The organism is Tumebacillus algifaecis (genome assembly GCF_002243515.1).
GTDB lineage: Bacteria > Bacillota > Bacilli > Tumebacillales > Tumebacillaceae > Tumebacillus_A > Tumebacillus_A algifaecis.
In genome coordinates this window covers 2,287,873-2,306,989 of the sequence record NZ_CP022657.1, presented here as the reverse complement: position 1 = coordinate 2,306,989, position 19,117 = coordinate 2,287,873, and the positions used below count along the sequence as shown (strand labels likewise).

Sequence of the window (19,117 nt, the reverse complement as noted above, 5' to 3'; positions counted from 1 at the left end):
TCCCCCTCGAAACATGACAAGTCTGCGTCTGCTACTTCAGAAGTGCATCAACTTTCGATTTTGCTTCCTTCATCGCGTTTTCCGGAGTTTTCTCACCGTTGAGCACGAGTTGAAGCTGTTGTTGGATCGCTTCGTCGATCTTCTTCCAGTTTTCGTGGCGCGGCAGCATGACCGCCTGTTCGGTGAGCTTTTGCGCTTGTTGCATTTGAACGTTGTCAGCAAACGGGTTTTGCTCCATCGCCGAAATGCGGGACGGGAAGGTGCCGTAGCTCTTCGCGGACAGCACTTGTTGTTCGGTCGCACTCAGTTGCTTCATGAATTCGGCAACCACTTTCTTCTTACCATCTTCTTTTTGGTCAAACATCATCCAACCGCCAACGCCGCCGATCGTAACCGGTTTGCCAGCTTTACCCGACGGGTAGGAAGCAACCATAAAGTTCATCTTTTCGCCTTGTGCAGCGGAGATCGCCCAAGTAGCCCATGGCTCAACAGCGACCGTCTTTTGTTTCGCAAACGCTTTCCAGGTGCCGCCGACATCACCGGAGCCCATTTCTTTCGGCGCTACTTTGTCGGCCGCTTTCAGGTCGGCCAGCGCTTTCATCGCAGAAATTGCTTCCGAGGAATCGAATGTAAATTTGGTCGCATCGTCATTCAGCGAACGACCGCCGTTCATGTACAGGAATGGCCAAGCTTCATAGTAGCCGTTCTTGATATAGGTCGAGAAACCATACACGTCGATCGAGCCATCACCGTTTTTGTCATAGGTCAGCTTTTTCATCTTGTCGGTAAACTCTTCCCAAGTCCACTGTCCGTCTTTCGGCGGCTCAACATTGCGCTCTTTGAAGATGTCGAGGTTGAGCAAAAGGGAGTGAACGGTCATCGCCGCCGGCACGCCATACATTTTGCCATCTTTCGTATACGCTTCCAATGCGTTCGGATAGAAGTCCTTCTTCTCTTCAGCGGTGAAATAGTCATCGAGCGGCTCGACCGCGCCTTGCTTGACAAACGTCGGGTTGACTCCATTGCCGGAGATGTCGATCGGTGCGATGTCCGGCAAGGATTTACCTGAGAGGGAGACGCCAAGTTTGTCGTTCAACTCAGCCCACGGAACTTGTACGATGTCAACCTTTACGCCCTCATGGCTTTTTTCGAATTCGGCTGCCATCTTCTCCAACCAGTGATACTTATTCTCTTTGTCATCTGCCCAACGAGGACCGTCCCAAATCGTGATCTTACCAGTCCAGTTCGCAGACGATTCTTCTTTCTTCTCATCGCTGCTACAACCAACCAGTCCGACGCCCAAGAGTGAGACAGCTGTGACCAGCGCTACCGATTTAACATGTTTCATGTTTGTGATGCCCCCTAGTCAAAAATGATAGATGATTTATGAATATAAAAAGTTAGTAGCTAGAGATGATCGAAACGCTTCTGTCTCTGTCTCCCACTTTTCATATAGCGATGTGAGGTCCTGCCCGCTGTCGAGCGCCAACCGCAATTGATCGGTGCCAGCGAGCAAGTCGATAAAGTGACGGCCCTTGACCGGATCGGTCCACTTCAAATAATCGGGGTACAGTTCCTTGATCACTTCGAGTAGATGCATCGCCATTCGCACCGGGCGGAACTGTTCCCGATCGGTGACATGCACGTGCGCCCCTCGACAGATCTCGTCCTTATACTTGGAAAAGGTCGGGATGAAGCAGGTTTCACGAAGCTGGACGCCAGGAATTCCCCGCTCTTGAAAGCGAGCGATCAATTCGGACGGCTCGATCCAAGGTGCACCAAAAAATTCGAACGGACGCGTCGTACCACGACCTTCTGAGACGTTTGTCCCCTCGAAGAAGGTCATGCCCGGATAAACGATCGCTGTCGTCAAAGCAGGCATGTTCGGCGACGGCGGCACCCAATCGCGCCCCGTCTGATCGAACCACATCGAACGCTTCCAACCCGTCATCGGAACGATGGTCAAATTGACTGCTAACTGCTCTTGTTTGGCGATCCAAAGCGCTAACTCGCCAATCGTCAAGCCAAAGCGGAGCGGAATCTGGTAGCGTCCGACATACGAGATAAAGTTTGGCTGCAAAAGGGGCCCTTCAACGATCTGACCTCCGATCGGATTGGGCCGATCGAGCACTACTACAGGCAACCCCGCTTCTGCTGCCGCCTCCAACATGTAGCCGAGCGCAGAGATATAGGTGTAGAAACGCGCCCCCACATCCTGAAAGTCGATCAGGAGCACGTCCAGTCCAGCTAGCATGGTAGCAGTCGGCTTCTTGCGCGTGCCATACAAGGAATAGATCGGCACCTGATACCGCGGGTGAAGCTCATCGCCGATCTGTTCCCCTGCCTGCGCCACTCCGAACAACCCGTGTTCCGGCGTAAAGAGCGCCTGCAACTGAAGGTCTGGGTGCAGTGCCACAAGATCGATCGTCGTGACAAACTGATCGTTCACCGCGGGGTGATGACTGAGCAATCCGACTTTTGCTCCTTTGAAGCGCCCGAGATCATCTGCAAGAAACCTTTCGATCCCGATACGGATCATGCTTGTCCCTCCTGAGACCGCACAACTTTCCCCATCACGACAGGCCGAGCGGCTCCAGTGACGGACGGAAGATTGTTGGGCCTTTGGTGGAAGCACTCATAGCCCAAAACTGCAAAACATACCGCTTCTTTCGCATCGCCTGGAATCCCTGTCGCCTCTTGTTGCTCGATCACAAGATTCGGCAAATGCTTTCTGATGCTGTCCATCAACACGGGGTTATACGATCCGCCCCCACCGACAAACATTTCCTCGATTGCATATGCGGGCAGAACAAAACGTTTGATCGCATCGGCAAAAGTTCGTGCCGTAAACTCGGTCGCCGTTCGCACCAAGTCTTGTGGAGCGAGACCTGCAGCCTGACCTTCAGACCACCATTGCTCGACACAGACGGCGCCGAACAGCTCACGTCCTGTCGATTTCGGCGGTTGGGCGGCAAAGTATGGCAATTCCAACCATTTCGCGAGAAATGCTTCGTTTACTTGACCTGTCTGCGCAATCTTTCCATCCTGATCATAGTGCTTCGTGCCGCCTGTGATCTTTTGGACCAGTCCATCGAGGATCATGTTGCCAGGGCCTGTGTCAAAGCCAAGCGGCTCGGACCGACCACCTGCCGGAAGCACGGTCAGGTTGGCAATGCCGCCGATGTTCGCAGCGATCCGCCCTTTGTCTGGCGCTGTAAACAGCAGTTTGTCAACGAAAGGCACCAACGGAGCTCCTTGCCCACCCGCCGCCATGTCGCGGACGCGGAAGTCGGAGATCGTCGTAATTCCCGTTTTTTCAGCGATCACCGAAGCTTCACCAATCTGCAAGGTCGAGATGACCTCATAGCCATCGATCAATTCCGGCACCGGATTGTGGTAGATCGTCTGTCCATGTGAGGCGACAAACGCTACCTCATGCGGTGCAATTCCAGCATTTCGCAACGCGGTCAACGTCGCGTCGGCAAAGACATGCCCGAGCAAAAAGTTCATCGTGCTCAGCTCGGAGACGTTTGCTTTTTCGAGGTCGAAGAGGTGGAAAATCCGACTGCGCACCGCTTCGGAGAAAGGGACCGTTTCAAAATGGCGCACCTTGACTTCGAGTGCGGGCGGTCGGCCCACGATCTCGACGATGGCTACATCGATCCCGTCCACCGAGGTGCCTGACATCAAACCCACGCAAGTCAGAGCTGCATGTTCTGTCATTGCAGATCACCCCGGTTGTCTGCTCGATGCCCCCGTACCGCGACATTCGGAATGGTCACCGGCAAGCGGCCACACAGTTCGCGCTGGCCAAAAATGGCTTCTACGGCAATTTGTAGGGCTGTCGGCGTCCATTCATAAGCGGCAATATGGGTTGCTACTTCTGGGAACATCGCCAGATCATAGGGCGTGCGCATCGAGATCACGATCAGCGGCACCCCGCTCTGGTTCAAGCGCTGAACAAGTTGGGACTGACCTGGCGCCAACTGCGCGTTCATCGTGCCGACGATCACCGCCGCACAGCCGTCCAATCCTTGGATCACCTGTTCGATATCCGCTTCTGTCGGAGGATTCTGCACCTCGAAACAACGTGCGCTGCGGTGTGTTGCCTGCAGCGCTTGTTGCAGTGGATTGATCAGGTAGCGCTCATCCTCCACGAGCGAGGTCAACTTGTTCTGCAGACAGACCACCGCGACCGTCTGCTCCGCTTGCAAAGTCATCGGAAGCAGCCCCGCCTCATTTTTGGTAAGCGTCACGGCAGCTTCCATCACCTCGCGTGCCAATTGCTCATGCTCCGGTCCCCCGACGATCGCATCCGGCACAGGGTCTGTCTGCTCAAACCACGGTGTGATCTCATCCCAATGCAGATATTTCTCCTTCAGCTTGAGAATTCGTCCAACCGCGTCATCGAGACGCTCGACAGGTGTGTCTCCCGCTTCAATTCCAGCTACCAGCCGCTCGATCGCTCCGATCTGCCACTCGTAGGTATGCGAGATGAACGACAAATCGATGCCCGCTTGAAATGCACGGTACGTGCCTTCCACCGTGCCGGGACTGTCGGCAATCGCTTTCATTTCCATGCAATCGGTGGTGATCACACCTTGGTACCCGAGTTCATTTCGCAACAGGTCTGTGACAACACGGCGAGAAAGCGTGGCCGGAAGGGTCGGATCGGGCTCGATCTCAGGGAAGCAAACGTGCGCGATCATCAGCGAATCAACACCATCTGCAATCGCTTTCACAAACGGCACTAACTCCACTTGCTTCAGTCGCTCCAGATCGTGCGGAATCAACGGCAAGGTCAAATGCGAGTCCTTGCTCGTGTCGCCGTGACCGGGGAAGTGCTTGCCGCACGCAGCGACGCCTGCCGCTTGTAATCCATGAATCGCCGCAGATCCGCACTCGGCTACAAACTGTGGATCTTCGCCGTAAGAGCGAACACCGATCACCGGGTTGTGCGGGTTGTTGTTGATGTCGAGCACCGGCGCAAGGTTGTAGTTGATGCCGAGCGCTTTCAGTTCGCGCCCGGTCGCCTCGGCCACCGCTTGCACGTAACGGCTCTCCCCTGTCGCGCCGAGTGCCATGTTGCCCGGCAAAAGGGTCGTACCCGCCCCTAAGCGGCGCACGATGCCATTCTCCTGATCGATGGAGATCAAGAGCGGATGGCGATGACCCGCCTCATAGGCGATCTTTTGCAACGCAATCGTCAGGCGCAGCACATCTTTGGGCTCCCCAATGTTGCGGGCAAAGAGGATGATTCCTCCGACATGATGGTCGCGGATCAACGAGGTGATCTCAGGTGACGGCTCTGTACCGTGAAACCCGAACATCATCGTCTGTCCGATCTTTTGACGCAACGAACACCCTTTTTCTGACATGATGCCTCCCCCTATCCTTCAATGGCACGGCGCACAAAGCCGTTGACTGCCTGCAACCGCAGTTCTGCTTCTTCCGGTCCCAGCCCGGTCTTCAGCATGACCAATGCTATTTTTGCCCGATTGTCCGCCCGCGTGAGAGCGACCGCAGCAGTGTCGTATTCCACATCGGCTGCCATCGTCAAAATCCGCGTCGCGCGGTCGATCAGCTTGATGTTGGTCGGTTTCACGTCGATCATCAAGTTCTGGTAGACCTTGCCGCTCTGCACCATGCTCGCGGTACTCAGCATGTTCAGCACCAACTTCTGTGCGGTGCCTGCCTTCATGCGAGTAGAGCCCATCAAAACTTCCGGCCCGGTCACCACTTCGATCGCCACATCGGCCAGCTTGGAAATTTCAGCTGGTGCATTGCAAGACAGCGCGATCGTCGCCGCCCCGACTTCCCGTGCATAGGCCAAAGCGCCCGCCACGTAAGGCGTGCGTCCGCTCGCCGCAATCCCGACTACCACATCGAGCAGGCTCAACTGGACCTTTTGCAAATCATCAGCCCCAGCGGAAGCATCATCTTCTGCGCCTTCCAGCGCGTTGACCAGCGCAGCGTCACCTCCGGCGATCAAGCCTTGGACGAGCGTGGCGTCAATGCCAAACGTAGGCGGGCATTCGGAAGCGTCCAAAACGCCTAAACGACCGCTGGTGCCCGCTCCGATATAGAACAGGCGACCGCCTTTGGCCAGTGCTGCTGCGATCAGTTCGACCGCGGCGGCAATCTGCGGCAATGCTGCTTGCACCGCGAGTGCGACCGTCTGGTCTTCCTTGTTGATCAAAGTCACGATCTCTAGCGCACTCATCTGGTCGAGGTTCGCTGAGTTGTCGTTGGTCTGTTCAGTGCTTAATTTCGAAATTGATTCCACGGACAGGGTCATCCCTTCTTCTGCTTCATTTGATTCGCACTAGCGTCTGTTCCCAATGGTCACCCGGCGTGGCGCCCCCCTGTTTGAACGCCAACGACACGGCACCGACGACGGGAGGATGCGTACTGCGCACCACATCGACGCGCTCAGACAAACGCCCACGGACCATGTCCAGCAACGGGCTTCCTTCGTGGAACAGTCCGCCAGTCAACACCACCGGCACACGCTCTTTCTTAAATGAAAGGCGACCGAGCATCGTTCGCACCAAATCGCTCAACTCGTCAGCCGCTTTGCTCAGCAAATCGATGCTCACCGCATCACCTTCCTGTGCCGCCTCAAAAACGAAACGAGTCGCACCTGCGATCTGCTCGCGGGTCATGTCGGTGGCGTAGACGAGCGGAATCAAAGCGGGTGGTGTCTCCACGTTGTAAAAATCGAGGAGCTTTGCGGTCAACAACGTCTGCGGACCGCGGCCATCAAAACTTCGCATCACCATCGCGCATGCATCCTTACCGATCGCATAGCCACTGCCTTCATCGCCGATCAGGTAGCCCCAACCGCCGACGCGGCACTGCTCCCCTTGTTCATTGATGCCAAACGCGATCGATCCGGTGCCGCCGATGAGCACGATACCTGCTGTCTCGCCAGAACCGCTTACCAGCGCTGGCAATGTGTCACTTTCCACTTCAACGATAGCTTCTGGAAAGCGGCTTGCTATCCATTCTGTCATTCTTGCCCGCGCTTCCGGGCGATCAACTCCTGCTACTCCGAAAAAAAGACTGTGTATCCGAACATCGGGCGGGAGGGCGGCCCGAATTTTCACAAACAGATCTTGCAAAACGCTCTGCGTTCGCTCCCACCCGAAATGGTTGACGTTGCTGCCTGCTGTCACGATGTCGGCGATCCATTCGCCAGTTTCCGTGACGACGACAGCTCGGGTCTTACTCCCTCCACCATCAACCCCTACAAACGCTTTCATTGCGGTCAAAGGTCAACACCTACCGATGGAGTTCTACTTGCAATTTATAGCGGTCTCCTCTGTACACCGAGCTGACGAATTCGAACGGCCGCTCGTCAGCATCAAACGTCACACGCTCGATGAGCAGCACGGGCGATTTGAGCGCGATGCCAAGTTCTTCCGAATTCGAGCGGTCTGACAGCCCGACCTCGATCACTTGTCTCGCGAATTTAATCTGCAGGCCGTGTTTTTCCTCCAGCAGCGTGTACAGCGAAACCGAATGTAAATCTTCCTGCTCAAGATCCGGAAAGCGGGCCAACGGCAGATGGGACACCTCATAGGCCATCGGCTTCGAATCGGCCAGACGTATGCGCTCCAGTACCAGCACGCTGCGATTGTCGCCCAGGTTGAGCGCAGTTGCGACATTTGGTGCCGCCTCTTCGACGTAAATGGCAAGGATGCGCGACTCGGGCTTCATCCCTCGGCTTCTCATGTCTTCACTAAACGAGGTCAATCGCAAGAGAGGTTGGGCGATCTTCGGCTCCGCGACGAACGTCCCTTTCCCCTGCTCGCGAACCAGCAAGCCTTCTTTGACCATCTCACCAAGCGCCTGCCGAACGGTCATGCGACTGATTTCGTATCGGTCGCTCAGCTCGCGTTCCGATGGCATCAACGCTCCCGGCTCCAGTTCTCCTTCGCAGATCGTCTGAGTCAGTCGTTCCTTGAGCTGATAGTAGAGCGGAATTGGAATGTTTTTGTTTAACATGGATCACTTCACCTAACCTATGGAGGTCTATACCAGTTTATATATTCGAATAGTTTCTGACTTTTCCTGCTGTTTTTTTCGAATGGAAAATAATTTTTTACTCTTTGGACAATGAAAGGTCTACAAACGTCAAAATTTCTTCCCCGATCTTATACGGTTCCTGTTGCAAGGCGATCAATTCTTGCCGCGTCTTCTCGGCGAGTTGTGCGCGTTCCGGCGAATCTTGTGCTGTAGTCAGCATTTGCAGTGTTTGCAGACCCAATTCCCCTTCTCGGCTCAATTTCATCAACCAAGGATCGATCTCTTTAAGCAACTGCTTGTTCGCCGTCGATTTTTGCATCGCGATGCGCAAGTTGCGCAGCTCTTCAAATTCTTTATGCAAACGCGCCGTGTCATTCGTATCGACCAACGCTTTAAATTTCGGATTCCATTCCTGTTCAAACATCGAACGGCGAGAATAGTCGGTAAATTTATTAAAGAGATCCAAGCGCGAAACGCCGCTTACCTCAGATAGTCCTTCCACATACGCTTTATCCGGGTCATAGGAAGCCGGACGGTTTAAATACTGCCCGATCGAATAGAGCGCCGGTTTGGACGACTCTGGCTGTACCATCGGGTTGGCGAGCAGTCCCGCTACATGCTTTTGCAGATCGACGGAGCGAGACTCCAACGGACCGAAAAAGAGTTGCGGCGCTTTGGCAATCTCATAAGTAAAATCATTCACCGGGTAGTTATCCCAGATCAGCGGTTTACGCCCTAATAACTGTGCCACTTTATCAGCATCTGCCGAATCAATTTTCTTCGAGAGGATTTCCGGCCCCGTCCAGATCACTTGAATCGACGGATCAAGCTGTTCGCGCAACGTCTGCCAATAAACATGATCTTTTACACCAAAATAGCGGGTCGGTGCAAACCACAGTTGGAACTTCGGATCTTTTCGCTTCCCTTCAACAAGCAAGGTGTTAGCCAGTTGCATGTGGGCCTCAGCATAGTTGGTGCCGTAGATGCCGCGATCTTTGTCGTTCAACTCCTCCAACACATCGTCAAACGACAACATGATTGTATGCACGCCCATCTTGCGCAATTGTTCAACTTTGGCAATCAACAGGTCGCGATCTTCATTAGACGAGAAGGTGATCGCTTTTTGCTTCATCTCCGCTGTGAGCGGCTGAGACGGAAGCGGAAGGGGTAGTCCTGGTGAGATCGAATAAACAAAACTCAATCCATTCGACGCCGCCTTCGTAATCAATTCCTGCATTTGTGCCGCTTGCTGCTCCGGGTAGAGCAACGCCCAATTCAAACGCTGATACGGATCATCTTTTGGTGCATAGACATACGTATTGTAATGGTTGCGCGACATGAACTCGAACATCGAAAGCCGCTGATCATGCGTCCAAGGAGCTCCGTAGAACCCTTCGATGACCCCGCGGATGGCGAACGACTCTGCTGCTTTTTTATCCTCCTGCTTCTGATTCGATGCGTCTTTCGAACCCACCACAGCTGCTGGAGCCTGTACAGATGACACTTTCCCCTGCTTCTCCTGTTCCGGATGTGTCAAATATAGGGCACTGCCTGCACTAAGCGCTGCGACGAGAACACCGACCCAGACTACCGTTCGTTTCATCCCATCTACTCCTTCCCCATTATCGCCCAGTTGTACTCTATTCCTTTCTACCATAACAAGAAATATAAAAAAGCACCACCCAAAATGACTAGGTGGTGCCTGTTTTTTCTGAATCTTCCCGTTATTGTTAGTAAGCGTTTACAATCGCCATTCCGTTGTAGTACGCGTTCAAAATCTGGTCATACGTCCATCCGGACAGACCGAGCATCGATGCCCCATATTGACTCATCCCGACGCCATGACCGTTACCGCCGCCAAAGAAGGTGACGTTCGTCAGATTACCGCTGCTATCGCGCGCGATATCGAAAGAAGCAAATGCGGACGGCAAGATCGTGTTGTTCTTGATCGTATAGCCAGGATCATAGGACGTCGAGCCGCCTTTTGCACGATACAACGACACGTCTTGGCCGAGCGTGAACGTTTTGCTCGGGCGAACGGTAAAGCGGATGTTGTACTCTTTAATGATCTTATAGGTACCAGTCGTACCTTCAACCACCAATTCCATCATGTTGCCGCCTTGACCGCGCTTTGTGACGTACAGGTCTTTCAATTGGCCGATCCCGCTTGCCGGAATCGCTTGCTGTACGAAGTTGCCCGCCGCATTTTTTGTCAAAATGAAAGCCGGGTCTGCTGCATAGCGGCCAGCAAGATTTTGGTTGATCGTGTTTTCTAGCTCGAGCTTGGAGAATCCAACTTTCCAACGGAAGTAGTAGGAAGCTGCATCGTAGCCGTCCAAAGTCAAATCTTTATAGAACGCGTTCAAAGCCGCTTCATCTTGGGTGTTGATGTTGTAGATCTGCGCTGGATTGCTCGGGTCGTAGGTGAAAGAGCGCGATGACAGATAGGAGATCTGTGCACCAGGGAACACGTTGCCCGCATCAGACCATACTTCGTGCTTCGCGGCACCGTAACCACCCGATGTCGAGTAGTAGCGTGCATCGACCAAAACGCCGTTCTTTTCCATGATCTTGCCGGAGGTTGCATTGACCGCCTGCGTGTGGAGCGAACTCTCCGCGCTGTTGTTGTACACTTGGCTCAGGGTGGAGTCATCGACATGGAACCCTTTTTTCGCGTAGCGGTTCGAGAAATAATCGCTCATCGCATAGGTGCGGGCTGCCACACTTTGCGCCTTCAGCGCTTCCAGACCAAACGAAGCTGGCATCTCGCTTGGCACGACCTGATACAGATACTGCTCCATGTTCACTTCGTTGATCAGGTTTAATTTGCCTGCGATCGCAGATGGCGTGATCTCAAAAGTACCGCGATAGGACGGAGTACCATATGCCCGCGTGAACGAAGTGATCTGCACAAGCGAGTCCTCCGTTGCCGGCTCGACATAAAGACGATCTGTCGCGGTGTACAAATCGGTGCCGTTCACCGTCGCTTTTACACCATTTGCCGTTTTGACAAAGGTGACCACCGTATTTGCAGCGATGTTAAATTGCTGGCCTCCTTTCTTATCGACCACTTTCAAACCGTTCACCGCGCGGAAGCTCAGTTGATCATGGTCGAGGGAAGCGAAACCGTTGTTCATGATCCCGACGCGCATCGTATCGGTCGGGGTGAGACCGTTGATTACGATCAGTTCAACTTGACCCGATTGATTATAGAAAACGTTTACATTTTCCGCCCCGACAAAAACGTCGTTCAGCGATTTAGGAATCGATTGGCCGTTAAGCGATTGAATTACCTTATAGTTGGCTGCCAGTTGCACCGTACCGGACAACTCGAGTTCGAGCGTCTTGGCCGTTGTGTCTTTGGACATGACTTTTTCGTTCAAATTCAGGACAGCCACCGTGTCGTTAAAATGGACGATACGGTCCTGTTTGGCTTTAAACGATACGAAAGAGCCCGGCAGCACCTCAAACGACTTGTTGTGGGTGTAGTACGTTTCCACATTGCCGTTGACGATCATCTGATACGTGACAGCACTTCCCTCTTGAGTGACGCTCAGCACGTATGCTTTTTCGATGCCATTCATCACCTTGTTGTCATCTTTCGCCATAACCGGACCGCTCATCACGGTCGATAGCGTAAGCGTAACGGCGACTGCGAGACTAGCAAATTTACGCATAATACCCCTCCTCTTCTCTTCCACCTCCAAAATAGGTGGTATATACCACTTCGCCCCGCATTTTGAAAATCCTTTCTACTCTTCCACTGAATGAATAAATTTTCCGAATAAACAAGAAAAGAGCCCAATCATGGGCTCTTACGCTTTTACGCGCTCTCACTTCTCGGGCGCCATTTGACAACCCATCCGTCATAGACAGCTTCCGGCTGATCGGTTTCGTAACCGAGAGCTTCCAGAATGCCGACATATTTTTCTACTTGATCGAGCTTAGGCATCGCCATACTCACAAACCACATTGCATCTGTCACTCTCGAACGCCTCCTTCCTCGTCCTATGTAAACAAGCACGACCCATAAAATCAATTGTATTCACGTTGCTGTTATATCGTTCGAGGCTTTTGCCCTGATATATGATGGTTTATGCTTGTCTGAATTTTCGACAAATTTCGATCGAAATTCGTCTCCACGCGCTTCATTTTTCTCGCAACTTGCCGAACAGACTCAATATTATAGACGATCCTTGCCTGCGATATGTTACACGATGTATTTAAATTTTCTGGCCCTATTCTTCTTTAAGCCAGCATCAGGTATGAAGCTCGGCTCTCCGCGCAAACATTTTCGATGAAAAAGAGGAAGCCCCCGTTGGCTCCTCCCTATCGCTTGGCTTTCCACTCCCGATTCACGATCGCAAAATGAACGCAGTCCCGCCACTCTTTGTTGAGCAAAATGTAGGCTTCCGACATGCCATAATACTGAAATCCTAAGCGCAACACCGCCATTTGCGCGGGTATGTTGCTCGTGATGGTAGACGCTTCGATTCGATGCAGTCCGTGCGTATCAAATGCTTCGCGCACGAGCAGGTGTAGCGCCTTGCTCGCGATTCCCTGTCTACTGTGCTGATGACTTAAATGACAGCCGATCTCCGCTTTTTGCCGTGCCCCTCGCATCAGGTCGTACAGGTGACAGCGTCCGGCCAACTCGCCTATCCGATTGCGGATCAGATAGAAGAAACTCTCCCCCTGCTCGATGGCTACGAGCTGTGATTCATAAAATGAGCGCAAGTTCTGCGGCTGATAAAATTGATCATCATCTCGTCCCGGCACGGTCTGCCGCAGGAACTCCCTGTTATTCAATTCAAATTCAAGCACTTCTCGATAATCTGCTTCCGTGATCAGCTCGATTTTGATGTCAGACACATCCTGCCCTCCATTCCCTACGCCAAAATTCTCAATTTCCCAATGGGTATGTAACCGGAATAACAGGCCTACAACCAAAAAAGACCTCTCATTCAGAGGCCTTGTTGTTCAGTGTCAGCTTGTTCTAACTCCTGCAAGCGTTTTTGTGCTTCGGCTAAATCCATGCTGTAGTAGTGTAAAAACTTGTCATCATCGATGATCCGGCAGTGTCCGGTGAGCACATGTTTTTGCAGAGAGAAGTGGTCCGTCCGCTCAAGCTCTGTCCACCACACTTTGCCGCCCATCGTTTTGTACCACCCTTTGGACTGGCGTTTGCCGGCGATCAGATCAAGGATTTCCAATACGGAATCCCCGAACATCGACTCCACGATCTCGCTTTTGCGAAACAATACTGCGGTCAGGGCGGACGCCGTGAATCCGAGCGTCTGTCTGCCTTTTTCCACTTGCACCAACGTCTTCTTCGAGATGCCGATCGTCTCGGACATCTTATCCTGGGTCAGATCAAGTTCGGCTCGAATCAGTCTCAGCTTGTCTGATACCATCTTGTCGAATATTTCGCGGCTGAAACCCTGCTCGTTCACCCTATCCACATCGCCCGCCCACCTTGTCATTTTTGTGTAATTTTACACTACACAAAGCTATTTCATTTGTCAAATCATTGACAACTCAATGTAAAAATCCCCCTGTTTCCTGCACAGGGGGATTGAATCAGCATTGGGAAGAGGGAATGCTCTCATCGTAGATGGAAAAGCCATCCTCATCGTCATAATCGATCACTAGGTCTTGAATCAACGATGATGTCTTCGCACCGAACAAGAACAGGATGCCTGCTTCTTCGACGCGAGTGTCGCGTGCGTTTGGCTCATCCAGAGCCAAGTTATAGGTTGGACCGCCTCAGCCGGGCATGACGTAGATGCGGACGCCATGATCATCTTTCCCCGCTTCGCCTTGCATTTCTCTGATGCGCTCTGCAGCACTTTCACTGATGTCGATCGTAATCATCCTGCTCACCTCAACACCAGTGTAGCACATCTAGTGGGTGGTGAAGAAGTCCCACATGATGCGCGACGCATCCGGCCCCGCTGGATCGGTATAGGTTCCGGCTGTCGAACCGCCCGACCAGGCGTGCGCCATTCCGTTCACCTTCCAATATTCGAGCAGCGAAGACCCATACTTATCGTGGTACACATACTTGGTGTAACTTCTGCCGTTCACGCTGCCCGCTGTGGTCAATCCGGCAACGTTTTTGACCGAATCATTCTCAAGGCCGTCATCTACAAGATCGTTGGTCTTGGCCCATTGTGCGATCACTTGCGAGGCGTTGATCGGATTGACGATCGTATCGCTTGTGCCTTGAAAGACGACCACTGGCATGCGGCGCTTGTAGCTGCCCATCTCGTAATAGGCGTTCCATCCGGCCGTCCGCGGATCGATGCCTCCGTACGACATCGCGGAAATCCCGCCGAATGCGGTGTTTGCCGCGTTGTACTCCACTCCCGCGCTCACGCCTACTCCGCTGAACACGTCCGGGTAAGTGGCGCCCATGATCACGCTCATGCCCGCACCTGCGGACAAACCAGCCACGTACACGCGAGCGTTGTCGACGCTGTACTTCGCTTTCACTTGATCGACCATCCCTTTGATGATCGCGGGCTCCCCGAGCCCCCGGTGTTGGTTGTAGTCATAGAACCAATTCCAACAGCGGTTCGGATTGGCAAAGATGTTCATCTCCGGATAGAGCACGATAAACTTTTTCTCCTCTGCAAGCGCATTCATTCGCGTCCCAGCTGCAAAATCGTTCGGATTTTGCAAACATCCGTGCAGCATCACCATCAGCGGTACTTTTGTCCCCGCCACATAATTGCTTGGCACGTACACCTTGTAGAAGAAGTTACTGCCATAGTAAGACTCCGTAAAAGTTCCTGCCGCCTCCGAAACTGGCACATACGCGATCATGACCAACAGCGTCAGCACGATCATCGCAAGCCGTTTCACCATTTTGTTCATCTTGGCTACTACCTCCCTTTAAATTGACATAATGTTCTTAATAATCTTACCAAGCAGACGTTGCAATACAGTTACAACAAAAAGGCCCAGGGATCGCTGCCCTGAGCCTTTTCGTTCCGATTATTTAGCCGATAAAGCGGATGATCTCTTGCACCAACTTCTCGGGAGCTTCCACGTTTGGTGAGTGACCGACCCCTTCATAGAACACCAGTTCACTGCCCGCGATTCCATCGCGCGTTCGCTCCATCATGTCTTGCGTGATCAGATTGTCAAGCTGTCCATAGACGATCAGGGTGCGAACCGCTTGCTTGGCCAATGGCTCCCGATAATCGGCCTCGCCAAGCGACGTGTAGTTCGGCACCATCGTCGGGGCCGCGATCATCGCATCATCGACCAGCTTTTCAAAAAACTCACCGCTCGCAGCAGTCGGCATGACGGCTGCCAGCGCCATCTTCATTAAATTGCGGTCACGTCCCATCTGTTCAAGCAACGGTTTGCGCTCTTCCGGTGTAACCAGTCCTACGATCGGTGAGGAGTTGATCAACAACATCCCCTCGACCAGATCTGGTGCATGGCAAGCGATATCCATCGCCACAGCTCCGCCGAGCGAATGGCCGACCAGCACCACCCGCTCATGTCCGAGCGCCTGTAGTAGCTCGCGCAGATCGGCGCTGTACTGTTGTACGTTGTTGCCTACACCGCCGTCTCCACTGCTCTGTCCACAGCCGCGCAGATCGGCGCGAAGCACCGTATAGCGCTCCGCCAACGGCGCGAACATATGATCCCACCAACGACTTGAGGCGATGTTGCCATGAATCAATAACACCACTTTGCTTCCTGTACCCGCTTGCTCATAGTACAGATCAATCCCGTGAACCTTCATATGCGGCATGAAACGCCCCTCCTACTTTTTCATCCATCTGTCGCGGATCGTGCCAATGATCCCTTTGGGGAAGAACATGACAATCGCGATATAGACCAATCCAAAGAACAACAACCAGCGCTCAAAGATCGGATGTATCGTCGAAAGTGACGAAAGCCATTCGTGAGCAAATGTGACGACGCCCGCTCCAAAAATCGCCCCGACCAGCGTCCCAGTCCCCCCAACGATCGTCATCAACAGCGCGTCGATCGTGCGGTCAAGGCTCAGCACCGACGTATTGATGTAGCGTTGAAACACCGCCCACATCCCGCCAGCGAGCGACGCGACCATGCCGGAGATCACAAGCGAGACGATCTTGTATTTCACAACATCATAGCCGAGCGACTCCACGCGATGTTCGTTTTCGCGGATCGCCTGCAAAGTTCGTCCCAGCGGAGATGCGACCACCCGTCGCAAGAACAGGTACATCACGACCAAAAAGAGCAGCGCCATATAGTAAAACGCAATCCGATCGCGGAAGATAGCTGGCACCGGAATGGAGGTGATTCCATCGTTGCCGCCCGTCAAACTGCTCCATTTTTCGGAAACGATAAAAAACAACTCGGCCAAAGCCAGTGTGATCATCGAAAAATAGACATCTTTCACCCGAAGCGACACCGCACCGATCAAGATGCCCATCAGCACTGCAATCGCTACGCCGAGCAGCAGGGCGACGATCAACAGGTTGGGCTCTTTTGTCTTTGACAGCAAAATGCCGACCGAATAGGCTCCTGTCCCAAAGAAGATCGCATGACCAAACGAAACGATCCCCGTGTAGCCGAGCAGCAGGTCATAGCTCATCGCATACACGGCCAAAATGAACACAGAGATCAACATCGACAGCAAAAATTTGGACTCGGTGACAACAGGTAGCACGGCGAGTCCAGCTAAAATGACAGTCAGCAACAGCTTATTGTTCAAGATTCGCGCTCTCATCCGGCTCACCTCCGCGCCCCAAAAATTCCTTCAGGTTTCAAAATCAAGACCAGCGCCATCAATGCCACGTTGACCGCCACGGCCGCATCCGGCACGTAATAGGCCATAAACGTCTGCAACAAGCCGATCAACAAACTGCCGATGGCCGCTCCGGCAAAATTGCCGATCCCGCCGATGACGATAACGATAAACGCGGCCAATTGGTTTTGCATGCCGAGCTCTGGAAAGACAGAACCGAAAGAAGGACCGGCCATCACGCCGCCGAATGCGGCTAACCCCGCACCAAAGGCGAAGACCATCGTGAACGCCCGCTTGACGTCAATGCCAAGCGCCTGCACCATCTCCGGGTTTTGCACACCTGCGCGAATGATCAGACCATACTTGGTGCGCGTAAGCAACAGATGAACGCCGAGCAGGACGAGCAGTCCCACCCCGATCGTAAAGAAGCGGTAGATCGGAAAGGCATGATCCAAGATCGTAACCACCCCTTGGAGCAGTTCCGGTTTGTCAAATCCCAAAATATTCGGGCCCCAGATGATCTTGAGCCCCTCGCTCATCACGATCATCAAGCCTAGCGTCAGCAAGATTTGAGCGACATGATTGCCATAGAAAGGACGGATGAACAATCGCTCGATCACCCAGCCAAGCACGACGCCGCCGATCGTTCCGGCGAGCAGTGCCAAGATGAAACTTCCGGTCGCACCGTACACCGTCCAGCCGATGTAAGCCCCCCAGATAAAAATCGCCCCGTGTGCGAAGTTTAGCACGCCCATCAACCCAAAGATCAAGGACAGACCGACTGCAATCAGGAAGATCAGCATGCCGAGCGCAACGCCGTTTAACAACAAATTCAAGATGAGAGACACTGCCCTACCTCCTTTCCGACCGCAAGCCGATGCCGAGATACTTCTGTTTGATCTCTTCGTCCACTTTGAGCTCCTGCATCGTGCCTTGATAGACGGTACGTCCATCATCGAGCAGGAACACATCGTCACCGACACCGCTTGCCATAATGAAATTCTGTTCGACCAGCACGATCGTCGTGCGCTTTTTCAACTCCAGCAGGGCTTCCATCACTTTCTCGACCACGATCGGAGCCAGTCCCTTGCTCGGTTCATCGATCAAGAGAAGTTTGTTATCATTCACAAAGGCCCGCGCAATCGAGAGCATCTGTTTCTGCCCGCCAGAAAGGTTGCCGCCTTTACGCTTCCAAGCGATCTCAAGGTCGGGAAATAGTTTCAAGACGACTTCTTGCCGCTCCATCGTCGCATCATCCTTGTGGCGGATCGCCAGCTTCATGTTCTCTTCGACGGTCAGATCGGCGAAAATACCTTGATCTTCCGGCACGTATCCGATGCCTTTGACAGCGGTGAGATGCGGGGCCAACCCTTGAATCTCCTCGCCTTGAAACACGACCTTGCCGCTTTTCGGCGGGGTCAGTCCCATGATCGTGCGCAGCGTCGTCGTCTTGCCCGCCCCGTTGCGTCCGAGGATGACGGTGACCCCGCCCGCTTTTACATCGAGATCGACACCTTGGAGGATGTGATACTGCCCGATATAGGTCTGCAAGCCTTCAACTTTTAATAGTGTCGTCATAGAGCCCTCCCAGATAAGCGGACTGCACCAATTCGTTGTTCATGATCTCTTCTGGCGTGCCATCAGCAAGCAGTTTGCCATTGAAAAGTACGGCGAGTCGGTCGGACAGGTCGAGCACCATGTCGATCTTATGTTCGATCAGCAAGATCGTCTGATCGCCCGATTCTTTCAGCTCGCGAATCACCTCGATGATCGCCGGAACTTCCTCGAGCGACATCCCGGCGGTCGGCTCATCGAGCAACAGCAGTTCTGGCTCTAATGCCAGCAAGATGGCAATTTCCAGTTTCCGCTTGTCCCCGTGCGACAAATTTTTAGCCAGTTTGTCCGCTTGGCTGTCCAGATGCACACGTTTTAACAACTCGAACGATTTTTCTTCCAATTGGGTGAATTTGCGATAATGAGAAAACAGCCGGAAGCTGACTCCGCTCACCGCCTGTGCCGCCATGCGGACATTTTCGAGCACGGTGAGGCTTGGCAACACGTTGGTGATCTGAAACGAACGCCCGATCCCCATGCGGGCACGCTGCGCCACAGAACTGCCCGTCAAGTCGTTTCCTTTAAAAAACACCTCACCGCGCGTCGGCTTCAACTGTCCGCTGATCAGGTTGAAAAATGTGGTCTTGCCTGCCCCGTTCGGCCCGATGATCGATTTGAAAGTATGGGGCTCCAATGTAAAATCCACATCGTTTACCGCCACATGACCGCCAAATTGGATCGTCAGCCCTTTTGTCGTAAGCACATGCTCTGCCATAC

19 protein-coding genes are annotated in these 19,117 nt (G+C 53.2%); all 19 read right to left on the bottom strand.

The genetic code is table 11. From position 1 onward, the window contains the following. Positions 1-31: 31 nt before the first annotated feature. Entirely contained in the window at positions 32-1,348 is a 1,317-nt protein-coding gene (locus CIG75_RS10220) for a sugar ABC transporter substrate-binding protein (RefSeq protein ID WP_094236576.1), read from the bottom strand. 36 nt (positions 1,349-1,384) lie between these two features. Beyond that, positions 1,385-2,539, bottom strand: a complete 1,155-nt coding sequence (locus tag CIG75_RS10215) for an exo-beta-N-acetylmuramidase NamZ family protein (protein WP_094236575.1) — start codon at positions 2,537-2,539, stop codon at positions 1,385-1,387. Beyond that, positions 2,536-3,723, bottom strand: coding sequence for an anhydro-N-acetylmuramic acid kinase (locus CIG75_RS10210; RefSeq protein WP_094236574.1), 1,188 nt, complete (start codon positions 3,721-3,723; stop codon positions 2,536-2,538). The genes CIG75_RS10215 and CIG75_RS10210 overlap by 4 nt, the downstream gene beginning before the upstream one ends. Then, the gene (gene nagZ / locus CIG75_RS10205) at positions 3,720-5,378 is read right to left on the bottom strand and encodes a beta-N-acetylhexosaminidase (RefSeq protein WP_094236573.1); all 1,659 of its coding nucleotides are present in this window, start codon (positions 5,376-5,378) and stop codon (positions 3,720-3,722) included. The genes CIG75_RS10210 and nagZ overlap by 4 nt, the downstream gene beginning before the upstream one ends. Positions 5,379-5,389: 11 nt before the next feature. Next, positions 5,390-6,286 (bottom strand): N-acetylmuramic acid 6-phosphate etherase, encoded by an 897-nt coding sequence (gene murQ, locus CIG75_RS10200; protein WP_094238402.1) that lies wholly within the window; start codon positions 6,284-6,286, stop codon positions 5,390-5,392. Between the two features lie 25 nt (positions 6,287-6,311). Beyond that, entirely contained in the window at positions 6,312-7,265 is a 954-nt protein-coding gene (locus tag CIG75_RS10195; protein WP_094236572.1) for an N-acetylglucosamine kinase, read from the bottom strand. A gap of 19 nt (positions 7,266-7,284) precedes the next feature. Next, entirely contained in the window at positions 7,285-8,010 is a 726-nt protein-coding gene (locus CIG75_RS10190) for a GntR family transcriptional regulator (protein WP_094236571.1), read from the bottom strand. A 97-nt stretch (positions 8,011-8,107) separates the two neighbouring features. Beyond that, complete coding sequence (locus tag CIG75_RS10185) at positions 8,108-9,634, bottom strand: protein O-GlcNAcase (RefSeq protein ID WP_157729498.1); 1,527 nt, start codon at positions 9,632-9,634, stop codon at positions 8,108-8,110. Positions 9,635-9,761: 127 nt separating this feature from the next. After that, on the bottom strand, positions 9,762-11,708 hold the full coding sequence (locus CIG75_RS10180; RefSeq protein ID WP_094236569.1) for a SpoIID/LytB domain-containing protein: 1,947 nt from the start codon (positions 11,706-11,708) through the stop codon (positions 9,762-9,764). Between the two features lie 146 nt (positions 11,709-11,854). Continuing rightward, positions 11,855-12,016, bottom strand: coding sequence for a hypothetical protein (locus tag CIG75_RS20710; RefSeq protein ID WP_157729497.1), 162 nt, complete (start codon positions 12,014-12,016; stop codon positions 11,855-11,857). A 344-nt stretch (positions 12,017-12,360) separates the two neighbouring features. Next, positions 12,361-12,903 carry a GNAT family N-acetyltransferase gene (locus tag CIG75_RS10175; protein ID WP_157729496.1) on the bottom strand — a complete coding sequence of 181 codons (543 nt, stop codon included), beginning with the start codon at positions 12,901-12,903 and terminating at the stop codon, positions 12,361-12,363. A 92-nt stretch (positions 12,904-12,995) separates the two neighbouring features. After that, positions 12,996-13,493 (bottom strand): helix-turn-helix transcriptional regulator, encoded by a 498-nt coding sequence (locus tag CIG75_RS10170; protein ID WP_094236567.1) that lies wholly within the window; start codon positions 13,491-13,493, stop codon positions 12,996-12,998. A gap of 118 nt (positions 13,494-13,611) precedes the next feature. Next, positions 13,612-13,779, bottom strand: coding sequence for a hypothetical protein (locus CIG75_RS20705; protein WP_157729495.1), 168 nt, complete (start codon positions 13,777-13,779; stop codon positions 13,612-13,614). Between the two features lie 156 nt (positions 13,780-13,935). Further along, positions 13,936-14,910, bottom strand: coding sequence for an extracellular catalytic domain type 1 short-chain-length polyhydroxyalkanoate depolymerase (locus CIG75_RS10165; protein WP_227874193.1), 975 nt, complete (start codon positions 14,908-14,910; stop codon positions 13,936-13,938). 124 nt (positions 14,911-15,034) lie between these two features. Beyond that, complete coding sequence (locus CIG75_RS10160) at positions 15,035-15,802, bottom strand: alpha/beta fold hydrolase (RefSeq protein ID WP_094236566.1); 768 nt, start codon at positions 15,800-15,802, stop codon at positions 15,035-15,037. A 12-nt stretch (positions 15,803-15,814) separates the two neighbouring features. Then, positions 15,815-16,768 (bottom strand): branched-chain amino acid ABC transporter permease, encoded by a 954-nt coding sequence (locus CIG75_RS10155; protein WP_094236565.1) that lies wholly within the window; start codon positions 16,766-16,768, stop codon positions 15,815-15,817. Positions 16,769-16,773: 5 nt separating this feature from the next. After that, on the bottom strand, positions 16,774-17,634 hold the full coding sequence (locus tag CIG75_RS10150) for a branched-chain amino acid ABC transporter permease (protein ID WP_094236564.1): 861 nt from the start codon (positions 17,632-17,634) through the stop codon (positions 16,774-16,776). 4 nt (positions 17,635-17,638) lie between these two features. Further along, complete coding sequence (locus tag CIG75_RS10145; RefSeq protein WP_094236563.1) at positions 17,639-18,364, bottom strand: ABC transporter ATP-binding protein; 726 nt, start codon at positions 18,362-18,364, stop codon at positions 17,639-17,641. Continuing rightward, on the bottom strand, positions 18,342-19,115 hold the full coding sequence (locus tag CIG75_RS10140; RefSeq protein WP_094236562.1) for an ABC transporter ATP-binding protein: 774 nt from the start codon (positions 19,113-19,115) through the stop codon (positions 18,342-18,344). Before CIG75_RS10140 ends, CIG75_RS10145 begins: the two co-directional genes overlap by 23 nt. Positions 19,116-19,117 lie beyond the last annotated feature (2 nt).